Annotated in this window: 19 protein-coding genes; 6 read left to right on the forward strand and 13 right to left on the reverse strand. The window is 61.6% G+C overall.

Features of this window, described 5'->3' with window-relative positions:
- Window positions 1-204: 204 nt before the first annotated feature.
- The 11 genes from lpdA to sucC all read right to left on the reverse strand — a co-directional run bounded on the left by lpdA (window position 205) and on the right by sucC (window position 11,013).
- Window positions 205-1,593, reverse strand: coding sequence for a dihydrolipoyl dehydrogenase (lpdA, locus tag V8359_RS16430; RefSeq protein ID WP_336430166.1), 1,389 nt, complete (start codon window positions 1,591-1,593; stop codon window positions 205-207).
- A gap of 172 nt (window positions 1,594-1,765) precedes the next feature.
- Window positions 1,766-2,161 carry an MAPEG family protein gene (locus tag V8359_RS16435; protein ID WP_336430168.1) on the reverse strand — a complete coding sequence of 132 codons (396 nt, stop codon included), beginning with the start codon at window positions 2,159-2,161 and terminating at the stop codon, window positions 1,766-1,768.
- Window position 2,162: 1 nt separating this feature from the next.
- On the reverse strand, window positions 2,163-2,564 hold the full coding sequence (locus V8359_RS16440) for a hypothetical protein (protein ID WP_336430169.1): 402 nt from the start codon (window positions 2,562-2,564) through the stop codon (window positions 2,163-2,165).
- Window positions 2,561-2,767, reverse strand: a complete 207-nt coding sequence (locus V8359_RS16445; RefSeq protein ID WP_336430170.1) for a hypothetical protein — start codon at window positions 2,765-2,767, stop codon at window positions 2,561-2,563. Before V8359_RS16445 ends, V8359_RS16440 begins: the two co-directional genes overlap by 4 nt.
- Entirely contained in the window at window positions 2,764-3,024 is a 261-nt protein-coding gene (locus V8359_RS16450) for a BrnT family toxin (protein ID WP_336430171.1), read from the reverse strand. The genes V8359_RS16445 and V8359_RS16450 overlap by 4 nt, the downstream gene beginning before the upstream one ends.
- Window positions 3,021-4,625 (reverse strand): 2-oxoglutarate dehydrogenase complex dihydrolipoyllysine-residue succinyltransferase, encoded by a 1,605-nt coding sequence (gene odhB, locus V8359_RS16455; protein WP_336430172.1) that lies wholly within the window; start codon window positions 4,623-4,625, stop codon window positions 3,021-3,023. Before odhB ends, V8359_RS16450 begins: the two co-directional genes overlap by 4 nt.
- Window positions 4,626-4,628: 3 nt before the next feature.
- Complete coding sequence (locus V8359_RS16460) at window positions 4,629-7,589, reverse strand: 2-oxoglutarate dehydrogenase E1 component (RefSeq protein WP_336430173.1); 2,961 nt, start codon at window positions 7,587-7,589, stop codon at window positions 4,629-4,631.
- A 22-nt stretch (window positions 7,590-7,611) separates the two neighbouring features.
- On the reverse strand, window positions 7,612-8,256 hold the full coding sequence (locus V8359_RS16465) for a hypothetical protein (protein ID WP_336430174.1): 645 nt from the start codon (window positions 8,254-8,256) through the stop codon (window positions 7,612-7,614).
- A gap of 8 nt (window positions 8,257-8,264) precedes the next feature.
- A complete protein-coding gene (gene sucD / locus V8359_RS16470; protein WP_336430175.1) occupies window positions 8,265-9,152 on the reverse strand; it encodes a succinate--CoA ligase subunit alpha in 888 nt (295 codons plus the stop codon).
- A 73-nt stretch (window positions 9,153-9,225) separates the two neighbouring features.
- Window positions 9,226-9,738, reverse strand: a complete 513-nt coding sequence (locus V8359_RS16475) for a hypothetical protein (protein ID WP_336430177.1) — start codon at window positions 9,736-9,738, stop codon at window positions 9,226-9,228.
- An 81-nt stretch (window positions 9,739-9,819) separates the two neighbouring features.
- Window positions 9,820-11,013 carry an ADP-forming succinate--CoA ligase subunit beta gene (sucC, locus tag V8359_RS16480; RefSeq protein WP_336430178.1) on the reverse strand — a complete coding sequence of 398 codons (1,194 nt, stop codon included), beginning with the start codon at window positions 11,011-11,013 and terminating at the stop codon, window positions 9,820-9,822.
- 200 nt (window positions 11,014-11,213) lie between these two features.
- Here sucC and V8359_RS16485 point away from each other — a divergent pair, with 200 nt between their 5' ends.
- Complete coding sequence (locus V8359_RS16485; protein WP_336430180.1) at window positions 11,214-12,236, forward strand: glycosyltransferase family 2 protein; 1,023 nt, start codon at window positions 11,214-11,216, stop codon at window positions 12,234-12,236.
- A gap of 53 nt (window positions 12,237-12,289) precedes the next feature.
- On the opposite strand, the gene mdh is transcribed toward V8359_RS16485, so the two are convergent.
- A complete protein-coding gene (mdh, locus tag V8359_RS16490) occupies window positions 12,290-13,252 on the reverse strand; it encodes a malate dehydrogenase (RefSeq protein ID WP_336430181.1) in 963 nt (320 codons plus the stop codon).
- A 162-nt stretch (window positions 13,253-13,414) separates the two neighbouring features.
- On the opposite strand from mdh, the gene V8359_RS16495 reads away from it, so the two are divergent.
- Entirely contained in the window at window positions 13,415-14,164 is a 750-nt protein-coding gene (locus tag V8359_RS16495) for a sulfite exporter TauE/SafE family protein (protein WP_336430182.1), read from the forward strand.
- Window positions 14,165-14,181: 17 nt separating this feature from the next.
- Here V8359_RS16495 and V8359_RS16500 read toward each other — a convergent pair whose 3' ends face one another.
- Window positions 14,182-14,475 (reverse strand): hypothetical protein, encoded by a 294-nt coding sequence (locus tag V8359_RS16500; RefSeq protein WP_442970397.1) that lies wholly within the window; start codon window positions 14,473-14,475, stop codon window positions 14,182-14,184.
- 217 nt (window positions 14,476-14,692) lie between these two features.
- Here V8359_RS16500 and V8359_RS16505 point away from each other — a divergent pair, with 217 nt between their 5' ends.
- Genes V8359_RS16505 through V8359_RS16520 form a run of 4 tightly spaced genes read left to right on the forward strand, consistent with a single transcriptional unit; the run spans window position 14,693 to window position 17,356 of the window.
- The gene (locus tag V8359_RS16505) at window positions 14,693-15,553 is read left to right on the forward strand and encodes an HpcH/HpaI aldolase/citrate lyase family protein (RefSeq protein ID WP_336430184.1); all 861 of its coding nucleotides are present in this window, start codon (window positions 14,693-14,695) and stop codon (window positions 15,551-15,553) included.
- Between the two features lie 3 nt (window positions 15,554-15,556).
- The gene (locus V8359_RS16510) at window positions 15,557-16,108 is read left to right on the forward strand and encodes an NnrU family protein (RefSeq protein WP_336430185.1); all 552 of its coding nucleotides are present in this window, start codon (window positions 15,557-15,559) and stop codon (window positions 16,106-16,108) included.
- A gap of 10 nt (window positions 16,109-16,118) precedes the next feature.
- Window positions 16,119-16,322 carry a DUF1737 domain-containing protein gene (locus V8359_RS16515; protein WP_336430186.1) on the forward strand — a complete coding sequence of 68 codons (204 nt, stop codon included), beginning with the start codon at window positions 16,119-16,121 and terminating at the stop codon, window positions 16,320-16,322.
- 2 nt (window positions 16,323-16,324) lie between these two features.
- A complete protein-coding gene (locus V8359_RS16520; protein ID WP_336430187.1) occupies window positions 16,325-17,356 on the forward strand; it encodes a MaoC family dehydratase in 1,032 nt (343 codons plus the stop codon).
- The last annotated feature ends 44 nt before the right edge of the window (window positions 17,357-17,400 follow it).

The raw sequence follows: 17,400 nt of genomic DNA on the forward strand, positions 1-17,400 counted from the left end.
GGGCGAGAACATTTACCGACATGTTCAGCGCTCTCGCGGAAATATGCGACCTCTTCTCCCCGGACGAGTGCTGGAATTACTTCAAGGCTGCCAGATATGTCTCAGGTTAAAAGTCGGATGCTTTAAATTGCCCCAAAAATTAAAGCCCCGGCGGCCTGCCGGGGCTTTGCTTGGCTTTGGTTGCGACGCGGATGCGCTGGCAGGTCAGGCGTGAATCGGACCGTCGCCGCAGGCAAGGGCGGCTTCGCGCACCGCTTCGGAGAAGGTGGGGTGCGCGTGGCAGGTGAGCGCGAGGTCTTCGGCGGAGGCGCCGAATTCCATGGCGACACAGACCTCGTGAATGAGATCGCCCGCCGCCGGCCCGATGATGTGACAGCCGAGAATGCGGTCGGTTTCCTTGTCGGCGAGCAGCTTGACGAAGCCATCGCCCGCATGCACGGCCTTGGCGCGGCCATTGCCCATGAAGGAAAACTTGCCGACCTTGTATTCGCGCCCTTCGTCCTTCAGCTCGGCCTCGGTCTTGCCCACTGCCGCCACTTCGGGGTGGGTGTAGATCACGCCGGGAATCACGCCGTAGTTCACGTGGCCATGCTTGCCCGCGATCACCTCGGCGGTGGCCATGCCCTCGTCTTCGGCCTTGTGAGCAAGCATCGGGCCGTCAATCGCATCGCCGATGGCATAGATACCCTTGACGGATGTCTGCCAGTGGTCGTCGGTCTTGATCTGGCCGCGGTCCGTCAGTTCGACACCCAGTTCCGAGAGGCCCAGCCCGTCGGTATAGGGTTTGCGCCCGGTGGCGACGAGCACGACATCGGCGTCGAGCGTATGCTCGCTATCGTCCTTGCGCAGCTTGTAATGAACCTTGGCCTTGGTTTTCATGGCTTCGGTGCCCGAAACCGCGGCACCCATGATGAAGGTCAGGCCCTGTTTCTTGAGCGTGCGCTGAAACGTCTTTTGCACCTCAGGGTCCATGCCGGGGGTGATGTGATCGAGGTATTCCACGACCGTCACTTCGGAGCCGAGACGGGCATAGACCGAGCCCAGTTCAAGCCCGATGACGCCCGCGCCGATCACGACCATTTTCTTGGGCACTTTGCCAAGCTCGAGCGCGCCGGTGGAGGTGACGACGGTTTTCTCGTCGACCTCGACGCCGGGGAGGCTGCTGGGTTCGGAGCCTGATGCGATGATGATATTCTTGGCCTCATGGGTTTCGTCACCGACCTTGACGCGGCCCGCCTCGGGGATGGAGCCCCAGCCCTTGAGCCAGTCGATCTTGTTCTTCTTGAACAGAAATTCGATGCCCTTGGTGTTCTGGCCGATGGTCTCGTCCTTGTAGGAGAGCATTTGTTTCCAATCGACCGAGGGCGATTTGCCCTTGAGGCCCATCTTGGCGAAATTCTCTTCGGCCTCGTGGAGCATGTGGCTTGCGTGGAGGAGCGCCTTGGAGGGGATGCAGCCCACGTTGAGGCAGGTGCCGCCCAGCGTTTCGCGGCCTTCGACCACGGCGGTTTTCAGGCCAAGCTGGGCGCAGCGGATGGCGCAGACATAGCCGCCGGGGCCGGAGCCGATAATGATCACGTCATAGGATGCCATGGGTCAGAGTCCTTTCGTTTTTGCGCGTCGGTACCCGCGTCGGTATTCTGTCGGTATCGCGTCGGTGGGGTTTGGGGGCGTCGCCATTGTGCTTGAACCAATGGCGCATCAATGGCGACCCCCCGTCGCGTGGGGCGCGACTCCCCCGGAGTATTTTGGGAAAGATGAAGCATCAGAGGAGCGCCGCCAAGAGCATGAGCACGGTGGCGAGGAAGCCCGCCGCCCAGATCAGCGAGCGCCACGGGCGCAGGCCGAGGTAATAGGCCGGGATATAGACCACACGGGCGGCGAGGTAGGTATACGCGCAGGCGGCGGTGACGGGGGTGGATTTGTCGCCGAGCGTGACGGCGACGCAGGCGATGGTGAAGAGGATCAGCCCTTCGAAATGGTTGGTGAGGGCACGGCCAAGGCGGGCGGTGCCGTCGGACATCTGTTTCGACGGCTCGCGGTCGCGGGCGGACATGGTGTAGCCGGGGCCAAGTTCGAGATTGGCCGGGACCGCGTAGAGCAGGTATTGGACGACCTGCAGAAGCGCGGCGAGGGTGAGGGCGGTGAGTTCGGGGGTCATATTAGCCGCCAACCGATTTGATAACACCACCAATCAGGCCACCGATTGCATCGCCAATTCGATGGTAGTCAACACGTCCCTCACTAATGTCAGTCACAGCTTTCGAGAGTGGCTCTTTTCTTCCGCCTACTTCAATTTCCGTTCCTAATACAGTCATGCCTAGGGACGTTAAGGAGATGTTTTCGACTGACCCATTGGCGATTCCACCCGAAGTTCTGGCGTACTCCCCAACCCTTATAAGGCCTTCAGCTTCCAGCCATTTCACACACGGATAAAAATGAGTTGCGAATTCCTGATCAAGTTCAAGGTCGTCAAACTGCAATGACCAATGGCTCACGCCGTTCTCCATGGCTTTTTCAAGTATTTTGGCCAGTACCAGATTGGTTCGTTCCAGTGGTGTCATTCCGCACCCGCCAACGTCTCGCGCGCCTCTGAAATCGCGTCGTCCACAGACCGGCCCTCCTCATGCGCCTTCACGATGCGTTCCAGCACCGCGCGCAGGCGGGCGGCTTCGCCGGGGGCGGCGGGGCGGGCGCGGGCGAAGAAATCCGCATCGAGTGGCGGGTTTTCATCAAAGCCTTCTGGCGGCTTGGGACGTATGCTCATGGTAGTTCCCTCCGGTTGGCCTTGCGCAGCGAGATTACGCGGATACGGTCGCCACGCCAAGCGTAGACAAGAACGTGGTATCTGCCGTCGATCTTGCCAAGAGCCTGCATCCGTGTCTCGCCATAGTCATAGCGGGTGTCCTCGGCCTCGATCGCCGTGCGCCAGTCGAACCCGGTGACCGTCTCGAACGGGACGCCGTGTTTGGCCATGTTCTGTGTGGCCTTGGCGGCGTCCCACTCGTAATCCGGATCGCTCACAGATCCATCAACAACCGCCGGGGATCTTCCAGTGCCTCTTTCACCCGCACCAAGAACGTCACCGCGCCTTTGCCGTCGACGATGCGGTGATCGTAGCTCAATGCCAGATACATCATCGGGCGGGCCTTGATCTCGCCGTTGACGACCATGGGGCGGTCTTGAATCTTGTGCATGCCCAAGATGCCCGATTGCGGCGGGTTGAGGATGGGTGAAGACATCAGCGAGCCGTAGACGCCGCCGTTGGAGATGGTAAACGTGCCGCCCTGCATCTCGGCCATGGAGAGCTTGCCGTCGCGGGCGCGGGCGCCTTTTTCGGCGATGGCCTTTTCGATCTCGGCGAAGGACATTGAATCGGCGTCGCGGATCACCGGGACGACAAGGCCGGTGGGAGTGCCGGTGGCGATGCCCATGTGCACGAAGTTCTTGTAGACGATGTCCGTCCCGTCGATCTCGGAATTGACCTCGGGCACCTCCTTAAGCGCATGGCAGCAAGCCTTGGTGAAGAAGGACATGAAGCCCAGTTTCACATCATGCTTCTTCTGGAACTCTTCCTTGTATTGCGACCGGAGCGCCATGACCTCGGTCATGTCCACCTCGTTATAGGTGGTGAGCATCGCCGCGGTGTCCTGACTTTCCTTCAGGCGGCGGGCGATGGTCTGACGCAAGCGGGTCATTTTGACCCGTTCCTCGCGCGCCTCGTCATCGGCCGAGACCGGCTTGCGCGGGGCGCTTGCGGGTTTGTCGGCCTTGGAGGTGGCCGCGCCGCCTTTGCCGGCGCCGGATTTCGCGCGGGCCACATCCTCTTTCATGATGCGGCCATCGCGGCCCGTGCCTTCGACCTGATCGCGGCTGAGCCCGGCTTCGGCCATGGCCTTCTTGGCGGCGGGCGCATCCTCGGTATCTTCGGCGTCCTTGCCCGCGGGCGGGGTGCTGTATTGTCCGCCTTCGGCGGTTTCGTCCATCGGTTCGGGGCGCACCTCGGGTGTCATCGTGCCATCGGCGGAGCCCGAGATCACGGCGATCCTGCCATTGGCCTGAACCGTGTCGCCTTCCTGAGCGAGGATATCGCAAAGCGTGCCAGCGGCGGGTGAGGGCACTTCGACCGAGACCTTGTCGGTTTCAAGCTCACAGAGCATTTCGTCCTGACTGACGTTGTCGCCCACTTTCTTGAACCATGTCGAGACGGTGGCCTCGGACACGGATTCGCCCAGTGTGGGGACCATGACGTCGATATTGCCCTTGTCGCCGTTCGAGCTGCTTGAGGCGGGTTGGGTCTTACCATCGTCGCTCGACGCCTTGGACTTGGTCTCGGGCTCGGGATCAGATTTGGTGTCGGACCCGGCGCTGCCGGCGGCCTTGCCCTCGCCTTCTTCGATCGTGGCGAGAAGGGCATCGACGCCCACGGTCTCGCCCTCGTCTGCGACGATCTCGCCCATGGTTCCGGCGGCGGGGGCAGGCACCTCGACCGTCACCTTGTCGGTTTCGAGCTCGCACAGCATTTCATCTGCGGCAACCTGATCGCCGGGCTTCTTGAACCAAGTGGCGACGGTTGCCTCGGTCACGGATTCGCCAAGTGTGGGGACGCGGACTTCGGTGCTCATGGCTTAATTCCCTTCAATGGTCAGCGCGGCATCAACCAGCGCCTTTTGTTGTTTCTTATGTGTCGCGGCCAGCCCCGTGGCAGGCGAGGCCGCGGCGGGGCGCCCTGCATAGATAGGCCGGGATTGCTTGGCCTTGATGCGGGTCAGCACCCATTCGATGTTGGGTTCGATAAAGGACCAGGCGCCCTGATTTTTCGGCTCTTCCTGGCACCAGACGACATCGGCATTGGTGAAGCGTTCCATCTCCTTGACCATCGACTGGGCCGGGAAAGGATAGAATTGTTCGATGCGCATCAGGTAGACATCATCGATCCCACGCTCGTCACGCTCTTCCAGAAGGTCGAAATAGACCTTGCCCGAACAAAGCACAACGCGCTTGATCTTGTCGTCGGCCACCAGTTCGGTATCGGAATTGCCGTATTGCGCATCATCCCACAACACCCGGTGGAAGGATGAACCGGTGGTGAATTCCTCGGTTTTGGAGACACAGAGGCGATGCCGCAGGAGCGATTTCGGCGTCATCATGATGAGCGGCTTGCGATAGGTGCGGTGCAACTGCCGCCGCAGGATGTGGAAATAGTTGGCGGGCGTCGTGCAGTTCGCGACGATCCAGTTGTCCTGACCGCACATTGTCAGGAACCGTTCCAGCCGGGCCGAACTGTGTTCCGGCCCCTGCCCCTCATAGCCATGCGGCAGCAGGCAGACGAGGCCCGACATGCGCAGCCATTTGCTTTCGCCCGAGGAGATGAACTGATCGAACATGATCTGCGCACCATTGGCGAAGTCGCCGAACTGCGCCTCCCACAAGGTCAGCGCGTTCGGTTCGGCCAGCGTGAAGCCGTACTCGAACCCCAGAACGGCATATTCCGACAGCATCGAGTCGATCACCTCGTAGCCGGCCTGACCTTTGCGGATGTTGTTGAGCGGATAATACCGTTCTTCGGTTTCCTGATTGATCAGGGCCGAATGCCGCTGACTGAAGGTGCCGCGGGCACAGTCCTGTCCCGACAAGCGGACCGGATACCCTTCGGTCTGGAGCGACCCGAAGGCGAGGGCTTCGGCGGTGGCCCAGTCAAAACCTGTGCCGCTTTCGAACATCTTTGCCTTGTTCTCAAGCAGGCGCGAGACAGTCTTGTGCAGAGGGAAATCCTTGGGCGGGGTCGACAGCGCCTCGCCGATTTCGTTGAAGGTCTTTTCTTCGATCGAGGTTTCGCCGCGCTGATAATCCTCATCCTTGCGGTCGAGGTGAGACCACTTACCATCCAGCCAGTCGGCCTTGTTGGGTTTGTAGTCCTTGCCCGCCTCGAATTCGTCAGCGAGGTAGGACTGGAATGACGCCTTCATGTCGTCGATCTCGCCCTCGGGGATGAGACCGTCCTTGACCAGACGTTCGGTATAGAGCGACAGGGTGGTCTTCTGCTGCTTGATCTTCTTGTACATGATGGGGTTCGTGAACATCGGTTCATCCCCCTCGTTATGGCCGAAGCGCCGATAACAGATGATGTCGATCACCACGTCTTTCTTGAACTTCTGGCGGAACTCGGTGGCCACCTTGGCGGCATGCACCACGGCCTCGGGGTCGTCGCCGTTGACGTGGAAAATCGGCGCCTCGACCATCAGGGCGATATCGGTCGGATAGGGCGAGGAGCGCGAGAAATGCGGCGCGGTGGTGAAGCCGATCTGGTTGTTGACCACGATATGCATGGTTCCGCCGGTCTTGTGGCCCTTGAGCCCGCTGAGACCGAAGCATTCGGCCACGACACCCTGACCCGCGAAGGCCGCATCGCCGTGCAGCAGGACAGGCAGCACAGAGGTGCGTTCGGTATCGTGGTTCTGGTCCTGTTTGGCGCGGGCCTTGCCCAGAACGACCGGGTTCACCGCCTCGAGGTGGCTGGGGTTGGCGGTGAGCGACAAGTGCACGGAATTGCCATCGAATTCGCGGTCGGACGAGGCGCCGAGATGGTATTTCACATCGCCCGAACCGTCCACGTCCTCGGGTTTGAAGCTGCCGCCCTGAAATTCGTTGAAGATCGCGCGGTAGGGTTTGCCCATCACGTTGGCCAGAACCGAGAGGCGGCCCCGGTGGGGCATGCCGATGATGATATCCTTGACGCCAAGGCTGCCGCCGCGCTTGATCACCTGTTCCATCGCCGGGATGAGGCTTTCGCCGCCATCAAGGCCGAAGCGCTTGGTGCCCATGTATTTCACGTGCAGGTATTTCTCGAATCCCTCGGCCTCGACCAGCTTGTTCAGGATGGCCTTGCGGCCTTCGCGGGTGAAGCGGATTTCGTTGTCGTAGCCTTCGATCCGTTCCTTGAGCCAGCCCGATTGCTCGGGGTCGGAAATGTGCATGTATTGCAGCGCGAAGGTGCCGCAATACGTGCTGCGCACCGCACCAAGAATTTCGCGGATCGAGGCGACCTGAAGGCCGAGCACGTTGTCGATGAAGATGGGCCGGTCCATGTCGGCCTCGGTGAAGCCATAGGACTTGGGGTCAAGTTCGGGGCGGTAGCTTTGTTCGCGCAGACCCAAGGGATCAAGATCGGCCACGAGATGGCCGCGGATACGGTAGGCGCGGATGAGCATCAGGGCGCGCACGGAATCGAGCACGGCCCGCTTGATCGCCTCATCGGTAACCTCGACACCTTTCTCGGTGGCCTTGGAGGCGATCTTCTTGGCCGCTTGCTTGGCCTCAAGCTCGGGGGGGTATTGCCCGGTCAGGGCGCTGGTGAGATCATCCATCGGCTGCGGCGGCCAATCGGAGCGCGCCCATGAAGGGCCTGCGGCCTCGGCCTTCACCTCGACCTCGGAATCGTCCATCTGGGCGAAGAAATCGCGCCACGCTTCATCTACGGCGTTGGGGTCGTTGGCGTAACGCGCGTAAAGCTGTTCGAGATATTCCGCGTTGTGCCCCTGCATGAAGCTGGAGGCGTGGAATTGGTCGTTGGGGGATTGGTCGGTCATGGGGACCTCTAGGGTTGCGCCGTCACTCTTCGGTGGTGAAGGCGTGGTTGATCTCTAATCCGTAGTGGCCCACCAGGCCGAGTTCGTCTGCATCGGGCAGGTCGGATCGCCAGAGTTGAACGGCGAAAAGGTATGTCGGGTCCGGCAGGTCAAGATGGAGGCTGTAGTTGCGGACGGGTCCTGCGAGCGTTTCCGCACCCTCCGCCGCAAGAAGCGAATCGGCGCCGTCCATCTCTTCCGCCATGACGAGGCAGAAGACCGAAAGCGCATCGGCCTGATCCACCGTACCCATCAGCAGGGCCGCGCCGTCGCGTTCAAAGCGATTTTTCGTCAGCGCCAAGAACGGCTCGTCCACGATGATTTCACGCAAAAAATCGCGGTTGAGCACCCGATCTTCCGGGCTTGCGCCATCGAAGCCGCGCTGCACGGCCAGCGTATCGACGACCAGCGCCTGATACTGCGGGTTGTCGTCCTCCACCGGCTGCCAACCCGCGGAGAGGATGTCTGCCTCCAGCGCCTCCGCCGTTGTCGGCGACACGAGACAGGGCGCCGCGATATCCGGCAGGTCGGATACCGCCACCTCCGCCGACACCGGTCCGGCAAAACACATAGCGGCTGCGAGGCCCGCAGCAGTGGCCCGCAATTGTGTCACATCCGCCTTCTGCAATACCGAATTCATCCCTTGTCGATCGCCTCAAGCACGGCCTCACCCAATCCCGCAGGGCTGTCGGCCACGACGATGCCCGCGCTGCGCATGGCGTCGATCTTGTCGTCGGCGCCGCCCTTGCCGCCTGCCACGATGGCACCGGCATGGCCCATGCGGCGGCCCGGAGGGGCGGTGCGGCCGGCGATGAAGCCCGCCGTGGGTTTCCAGCGGCCTTTTTTCTTTTCATCGGCGAGGAACTGTGCGGCGTCTTCTTCGGCCGAGCCGCCGATCTCGCCGATCATGATGATCGATTCCGTCTCGTCATCGGCGAGGAACCATTCCAGCACGTCGATATGCTCGGTTCCCTTGATCGGATCGCCGCCGATGCCAACGCAGGTGGATTGGCCGAGGCCCACATCGGTGGTCTGCTTCACCGCCTCATAGGTCAGCGTGCCGGAGCGCGAGACCACGCCGCAGGAGCCGCGCTTGTGGATGTGGCCGGGCATGATGCCGATCTTGCAGGCGTCGGGTGTGATGACACCGGGGCAGTTGGGCCCGATGAGCGTGGATTTGGAGCCTTCGAGCGCGCGTTGCACGCGCATCATGTCAAGCACCGGGATACCTTCGGTGATGCAGACGATCAGGGGCATTTCCGCGTCGATCGCCTCGAGGATCGAGTCGGCGGCGAAGGGCGGCGGCACATAGATGACGCTCGCGTTTGCCTGCGTTTCATGCATCGCCTCGTGGACACTGTCAAAGACGGGCAGGTCGAGATGGGTCTGACCGCCCTTGCCGGGAGTGACGCCGCCAACCATTTGGGTGCCATAGGCGATAGCCTGTTCCGAGTGGAACGTGCCCTGCGAGCCGGTGAGGCCCTGACAGATCACCTTGGTGTGCTTGTCTACGAGTACGGCCATGTTTCGTGGCTCCTTGCGTTATTTTCGTACATTGTGGGCAAACTGCCCGTGCTGATTGTATGAGGCGACCGGGTCACCCTTTGGACGCTTCGTTCAAAACGCGGATCGCGCTGGTGGGGGTGTCGCCGCAGATGGGATCCTGCCCGCCGCTAGAGATTTCGATCACCCGGCCCGAGGGCGAGGTGAAGGTCGTGCAGCCTGCCGCGCTTGTGCTTTGGGTCCAGAGCGGCTCGCTCATTTCGGCAAAGGTCCGGCGCACGAGATCGGCGGCTTCGGTCTGGGGCACGCCCATATCTGCGATTTCACAGAAGGTGCCGTTTTGGGCCACCAGCGCGCTGCTGTCTTTGTATGCGTATTCGGTCAGGCCGCCATAGCTCCCGGCGTTTTGCCATTCCATATGTTCAAAGGCGTTGGCCGTCTGCTCTGGCGTGGAGGGGCTCTCGAACCCGCCAAGACACGCCGCGAGCCCGCCCTGCATCCGCCAGATACCGTCGGAGTCGCGCAGTTGCATCGTTAATTCCTCAAGCACCTGCGCATAGGCGACGGCGGGGGAGAGGGTCAGGAGGAAGATGGCGATGTGTTTCATGTGGTCAATCCGTGGGGTGGGCAGATTGCCCACGATGGGCGGGGAAAGGTGGGCAGATTGCCCACCCTACGCGGTTACTCATCACCCCTTCACCGCCTTCACGATCTTCTGGGCGCCGTCCTTGAGATCGTCCGCCGCGATGACGTCGACGTCGCTCTCGTTGATGATCTTCTTGCCCTCTTCGACATTCGTGCCTTCGAGCCGAACGACGAGGGGGACCGACAGGCCCACATCCTTGACCGCCGCGACCACGCCCTCGGCGATGACGTCACAGCGCATGATGCCGCCGAAGATGTTGACGAGGATGCCTTTGACCTGCGGATCGGACGTGATGATCTTGAACGCCTCGGTCACCTTTTCCTTGGTGGCCCCGCCGCCCACGTCGAGGAAGTTGGCAGGCTCGGCCCCATAAAGCTTGATGATGTCCATTGTCGCCATGGCGAGGCCCGCGCCATTGACCATACAGCCGATTTCACCGTCGAGCGCGATATAGTTGAGGTCATACTTGCTGGCCTCAAGCTCTTTGGGGTCTTCTTCGGTGGTGTCGCGCAGCTCGGCAATGTCGGAATGGCGGTAGATGGCGTTGGAATCGAACCCCATCTTGGCATCAAGGCATTTGAGGTCGCCCGCATCGGTGATGATCAGCGGGTTGATCTCGAGCATCTCCATGTCCTTTTCCAAGAACATCTTGTAGAGCGTGCCCATCAGCGCGACGCATTGCTTGACCTGTTTGCCGGTCAGGCCGAGGTTGAAGGCGATGCGGCGGCCATGGAAGGGCTGATAGCCCGTGGCCGGATCGACGCTGAATGACAGGATCTTGTCGGGGGTATTCTCGGCCACCTCTTCGATGTCCATGCCGCCCTCGGTCGAGGCGACGAAGCTTATCCGGCTTGTCTGACGGTCCACCAGAAGGGCGAGGTAGAACTCGCTCTCGATGCCTGATCCATCCTCGATATAGATGCGGTTGACCTGTTTGCCCGCCGGGCCGGTCTGTTTCGTCACGAGGGTGCGGCCCAGCATGCGCTTGGTTTCTTCTGCCGCTTCCTCGACGGATTTGGCAAGGCGGACGCCACCCTCTTCGCCGGCGCCACTTTCCTTGAAGGTGCCCTTGCCGCGACCGCCCGCGTGGATCTGTGCCTTGACCACCCACAGCGGCCCGTCCATTTCGCCTGCGGCTGTCTTGGCTTCTTCGGCGCGAAGGACGACGCGCCCATCCGAAACCGGTGCGCCATAGGAGCGAAGCAATGCCTTCGCCTGATACTCGTGGATGTTCATGAACTTATCCCATGTTGGTCCAATTGCTTTGGTATACTGAGCAGGTTATTCGGGATTTAAAGCGGATTCTGGGTGTATAGGGGAATTTGCGCCAATTTTTGCAATTTTGTGATCACATGGCAAATTCCTGTGATCACAAGGGCGCGGACCGTTGACTCGAATAGAATCGACGCCCTTGGCCAAAGCTGAAAGGACTGGGCATGCAGGCACAAAACCCAAGCTGGGGTGTCGTTCTTACGGTGGATGAGCCTGAGCAGCTCGTGCTGGCGAACGTGGCGTGGCATCTTTCGACCGGAGCGCGGCATGTGCATGTCTATCTGGATCGTCCGGGTGATCCGGCTGCTGGGGCGCTGGCGGGGCATGACCGTGTCCGGGTGATCCAATGCGATACGGAGTGGTGGCAGGCGCAGGGGCCCAAGGGCGTAAGACCCGTCTCACAGATGCGGCGGCAGGCGATCAATGCCAATCATGCGCGTGACCGCGCGGATACCGACTGGCTTCTGCATCTCGATGCGGACGAGTTTCTCTGGCAGCACCGTCCGCTCGTCAATGAGCTGAGGCATCTGGCGCCCTTCGACTGTGAAGTGAACGTGCCCGTGGTCGAGCGGTTCTATCGCGAAGCCGCACCTGTCAGATCGCTTTTTCAGGGCGGATTCCGGCGCTCGACACGCGGCCTTACGGATTTCGATGCTGCGTATTTCGGACCGTTGCTGCCTTATCTCAACAAAGGGCTGCCGGGGCATTCTCAGGGCAAATCCATCGTCCCGACCGAGGGTGACTTCGAGTTGGGAATTCACTGGTCGTTTCGCGGCGGCAAGCGAGGGCCCGATCATCGCGCGCGGCAATTTCGGTCACAGGCGGCGACGCTATTGCATTTCAACGGCCTGACGCCGCTGCATTTCGTGGTGAAAGTGGTCCGGTATGGCCTCCATGAGCCACGCTGGCTTGAAAAGATCGTGTCCGAGCATCGGCGCGCACAGGTGTCCGCGCTATTGCAGGATTGCGGCACGCTTGAAGAGATGCTGAGGTTTCACGACCGGCTCAAGATGCTTGATCCCGAGGCCGAACGCCGCCTGTCCGATCTTGGACTGATCGTTGATCCAGCTCTTGATCCGGCGGGCGGGATCGCCCCGCAGGCGGACAATGCGGATCTCAGCGCGGACAGCTTTGACGCGGCGTTGAGGGCGCGGCATCCGGAGGTGTTCGAGGTGCTCAGGACATAAAAATGGGCGCCCCGAATGAGGCGCCCAAAAGTCACTATCCACGATAAACAGTCTCAGGTGAGAGAGCCGTCGATCTCCTTGCAGGCCTCGACCAGTTCTTTGACCGCATCGACGGATTTGGTGAACATCGCCTGTTCGTCGTCATTCATCTGAATGTCGATGACGCGTTCGATGCCACCTTCGCCGATGACGGTGGGCACGCCCACATACATGCCCTCAAGCCCCAACGCGCCATCCACATAGGCGGCGCAGGGCAGAACGCGTTTCTGATCCTTGAGGAAGGCTTCGGCCATTTCGATGGCCGAGGTGGCGGGGGCGTAGAAGGCCGAACCGGTCTTGAGCAGGCCGACAATTTCGGCGCCGCCATCGCGGGTGCGCTGAATGATGGCGTCAAGCTTGTCCTGCGTGGTCCAGCCCATCTCGACCAGATCGGGGAGGGGGATGCCACCCACGGTCGAATACCGCGCGAGCGGGACCATCGTGTCGCCGTGGCCGCCCAGAACGAAGGCCGATACATCACGCATCGACACGTCGAATTCGAGGCTGAGGAAGTGGCGGAAGCGGGCGCTGTCGAGAACGCCGGCCATGCCGCAGACCATGTTATGCGGCAGGCCCGAGAATTCGCGAAGCGCCCAGACCATCGCATCAAGCGGGTTGGTGATGCAGATCACGAAGGCGCCCGGCGCATTGTCCCGGATGCCTTCGCCCACGGATTTCATGACCTTGAGGTTGATGCCCAGAAGGTCGTCGCGGCTCATCCCCGGCTTGCGCGGGACGCCGGCGGTGACGATGCAGACATCCGCGCCGGCAATATCGGCATAGTCCTGCGTGCCCTTGAGCTTTGCATCGAACCCCTCGGCCGGGCCGGATTCGGCGATGTCGAGTGCCTTGCCTTCGGGGGTGCCTTCGGCGATGTCAAAGAGGATGACGTCGCCCAGTTCCTTGAGGGCCGCAAGATGGGCGAGCGTGCCGCCGATCTGTCCTGCCCCGATGAGAGCGATCTTGGGTCTGGCCATTGGATGATCTCCGGATCAGTTGAAATGTCGGATACGGGCCTAGCCCTTTGCGACCGTCCACGCAAGGGTGCCGCAGTGCGGCGTGACCGCGCGACGTGGCTGTATCGGCCCCGAGAAACAAGCTAAACCTGTGGTTCAGGCGCTATTTCAGGGGGCAATTGCATGGCTGGCTTCGGGTGGGAGGTGATTGTGATCGGTGCCTTCGCGGCGCTTTTTGCTGGCATCTCCAAGGGTGGCTTCGGATCAGGGGCGGCCTTTTTGGGGGCGGCGATTCTGGCGCTTTTCGTGCCCCCCGGACAGGCGTTGGGCATCATGCTGCCGTTGCTTCTTGTGATCGACGCGGCAACCTTGCGACCCTATTGGCGGCAATGGGACAGCGCGGGCGCCAAGCGGCTTCTGCTGGGGGCGTTGCCGGGTGTGCTGCTTGGTGCCGGGTTGTATCAGGTGGCCGATGCAGATGTGTTCCGGCTTATCATTGGACTTGTCTGTGTGCTGTTCGTGGCTTGGCGGGTGTGGCCGGGACAGGCCGTGGCGCGGTCTGAGTCGATGCCGGGCTGGGCCGGGGCCGTGCTTGGAGCTCTGGCGGGGTTCACGAGCTATGTGAGCCATGCGGGCGGTCCTGCCGTGGCGGTCTATCTTTTGTCCAAGGGCATCGGCAAGACGCGGTTTCAGGCCACGACCGTGCTGGTCTTTGGGGTGCTGAACGTGGTGAAAGCCGGCCTTTACGGGGCGCAGGGGTTATTCACCCCCGCGACCCTGTGGCTTGACCTGTGGCTTGTGCCGTTTGCTTTGGCCGGGGCGTGGCTGGGCGTCGTGCTGCACAGGCGCGTGGCCGAGAGTTGGTTCTTCGGGATCACCTATGTCGTGCTGGTGCTGACGGGTCTGCGCCTGATCCAAGTGGCGCTCACCTGAAATGTGGACGGGATGCCTCAGGCATCCTGACCCGGTATCGGCAGCGCTTCGGCCAATTGCTCGAATGCCTGACCGCTGGCCACGAGGCAGGTGACGCCCCGGACATTGGTGACGGTGATGGTCCATGTGCCCGAGGTCGCAGATGCGAAAACCTCGATCACCGCGTTGTTGGCGCCAAGGCCCATGGATTGCCGGGATTCGCCATATGCCGAGGCAAGACGCTCGACCACCACGTCGCGCGGTGCGCAATTTCGGCCTTGTGCCGAAAGCGGCCCGGACAGGATGGCCAGAGCGGCCGCGCCTATCATCATCCTATTCATGAATTCACCCTTTCCTTCTGGTTGGGTCCCTGCCGCATGTTGCGCACCAGAGTGCCGAACCGGGTCTGAAAACGCGGTTAACGCCGCGCGCATTTTGGAAAACACGCGGCGCACGCTGCAACGCGGCGTAAAAGCACTTGAAGTTTTTGGGCGAAAAGTGGCATCCCTGCGCAAGAAAATTATCCAAGCCAACGCGCGAGGTGCCGCCATGGACATGACGAACCGCCCCTACAGATCCGTTCTCTATATCCCCGGATCGAAGGAACGTGCGCTTGAAAAGGCGCGGAGCCTGCCGACCGACGCGATCATTTTCGACCTCGAGGATGCGGTGGCGCCAGATGCCAAGGCGCAGGCGCGTGAAACGCTTGCCAATGCGTTGCGCGAGGGGGGCTATGGCAAGCGCGCCAAGATCGTCCGCATCAACGCGCTGACAACCGAATGGGGGCTCGACGATGTGCGGGTCTTGCGCGACGCGGGCGCGGACGCGATCCTTTTGCCCAAGGTCAATTCGGCCCCCGATGTGGACAGCCTTGCCGATCTGCTTCCGGCGGACATGCCGATCTGGGTCATGATGGAAACACCGGTCAGCGTTTTCAACGCGCGCGAGATTGCGGCCCATGGCCGGGTGGCGGGGCTCGTGACCGGCACGAACGATCTGACCAAGGATCTCGGAAGCCGCTCTCGCGCCGACCGCCTGCCGTTGATGACCGCGCTTCAGACCATTGTGATGGCGGCGCGGGCCGCGCGGATCGTGGCAATTGACGGGGTCTATAACCGGTTCCGCGATGGGGACGGGCTCAAGGCGGAATGCGAACAGGGGCGCGATCTGGGGTTTGACGGCAAGACACTGATCCATCCCGCGCAGATCGACGGCGCAAACGTGGCCTTCGCACCCACAAGTTCGGAGATCGACCTCGCGGAACGGCAGATCGCGGCCTATGAGGAAAGCATGGCCTCGGGGCAGGGAATTGCCGTGGTGGATGGACAGATCGTTGAGAACCTGCATGTCTTTGCCGCAAAGCGTGTGCTGGCCAAGGCACATGCGGTGTCAGAGATGGGAGAGGGTTAAGCCATGGGTATGCTGATTGTCGTGCTGGGGCTGGTGCTTTGGGCACTGGCGCATTTCTTCAAGCGGATCGCGCCCGCGCGCCGCGCGGCTATGGGTCAGGCCGGTCGCGGCATCGTGGCGGCCGGGGTTGTCGGCGGCCTTGTCCTGATGATCGTTGGGTATCGCATGGCCGACTTTGTGCCGGTCTGGACGCCGCCCGCGTGGACCGTGCATATCAATAATGTGATGATGCTTGGCGCCGTATTCCTTTTCGGGATGAGCCAGACCACCGGGCGGCTTCGCGGCAAGATGCGGCATCCACAGCTTGCGGCGGTCAAGGTCTGGGCGGTGGCGCATCTTCTTGTGAATGGTGATCTGGCGTCGATCGTTCTATTTGGCGGGCTTCTGATCTGGGCCGTGGCCGAGGTTGTCGTGATCAACCGGTCCGAGCCTTGGGACCGGCCCGAGCCCGGCGACCCGGCGCGCGATCCGCTGCTCTTGATGATCACTCTGGCGATGTTCATCGTGATCTCGGGTATACATGCGTGGCTGGGTGTCTGGCCGTTTCCGGGATGAGGAGGACAGGATGAAACTCTATCGGTTTCTGAGCGAGGACGACACATCGGCCTTTTGTCACAAGGTGACGGAGGCGCTCAACAAGGGGTGGGAGCTTCATGGCGGGCCGACCTATGCCTTTGATGCGGCCAACGGGGTGATGCGCGCCGGGCAGGCCGTGGTCAAGGATGCGCCGGGCACCTACACGCCCGACACGAAACTGGGAGAGCAGTGATCATGGCAAAGACCAACGCGGGGCGCTTCTTTGAGGATTACACTGTGGGCGAGACGATTCGCCATGCCGTGCCACGCACGGTTGGCGCGGGCGAACGGGCGCTATACCACGCGCTCTATCCGGCGCGGCATGCGCTTTATTCCTCGGATGCGTTCGCGCAGGCCTGTGGTTTGCCGCAAAGTCCGCTTGATGACATCGCGGCGTTTCACGTGGTCTTTGGCAAGACTGTGCCGGATATCTCGCTCAATGCACTGGCCAATCTGGGGTATGCCGAAGGGCGATGGCGCCGCCCGGTCTATGCGGGTGACACGATCAATTCGACCTCCGAGGTGATCGGGGTCAAGCAAAATTCGAACGGAAAATCCGGCGTCGTCTGGGTGCGCACGAAGGGGCACAATCAGCATGGCGAGGTGGTGATCGACTATGTGCGCTGGGCAATGGTGCGCAAACGCGACACGGAAGCCCCCGCGCCCGAGACGGTCATCCCTGATCTCAAGTCAGCGCTTGATGTGGGCGATCTTGTTGTGCCCGATGGCCTCACGTTTTCGGAGTATGATTTCGATCTTGCCGGAGAGCCGCATCGCTGGGGCGATTACGAGGTTGGCGAAACCATCGACCATGTGGATGGCGTGACAGTCGAGGAGGCCGAACACATGATGGCCACCCGCCTGTGGCAGAACACGGCCAAGGTGCATTTCGACGTGCGATCGCGCCCCGACGGACAGCGGCTTATCTATGGGGGGCACGTGATTTCGATGGCCCGCGCGCTGAGTTTCAACGGGCTGGCCAATGCGCAGATGGTCGTGGGGCTTAATGGTGGGGCGCACGCCAACCCGTGTTTCGCCGGCGATACGATTCGGGCGTGGTCCGAGGTTCTGGACAAGGCCGAGACCGGAACACCGGGCGTGGGCGCGCTACGTCTCAGGCTGGTGGCGACCAAGGGTGGCGCGCCATTCAGCCTTAGGGCAGATGATGGCAAATACCTTCCCGATGTGCTGCTCGATCTCGACTATTGGGCGCTGATTCCGGTCTGATCCGCGGTGGACGCGGTGCGAGGGCAGGCGCGGCTCTTGGCGAC

The sequence above is a fragment of the Roseovarius sp. E0-M6 genome (assembly GCF_037083845.1).
Lineage (GTDB): Bacteria > Pseudomonadota > Alphaproteobacteria > Rhodobacterales > Rhodobacteraceae > Roseovarius.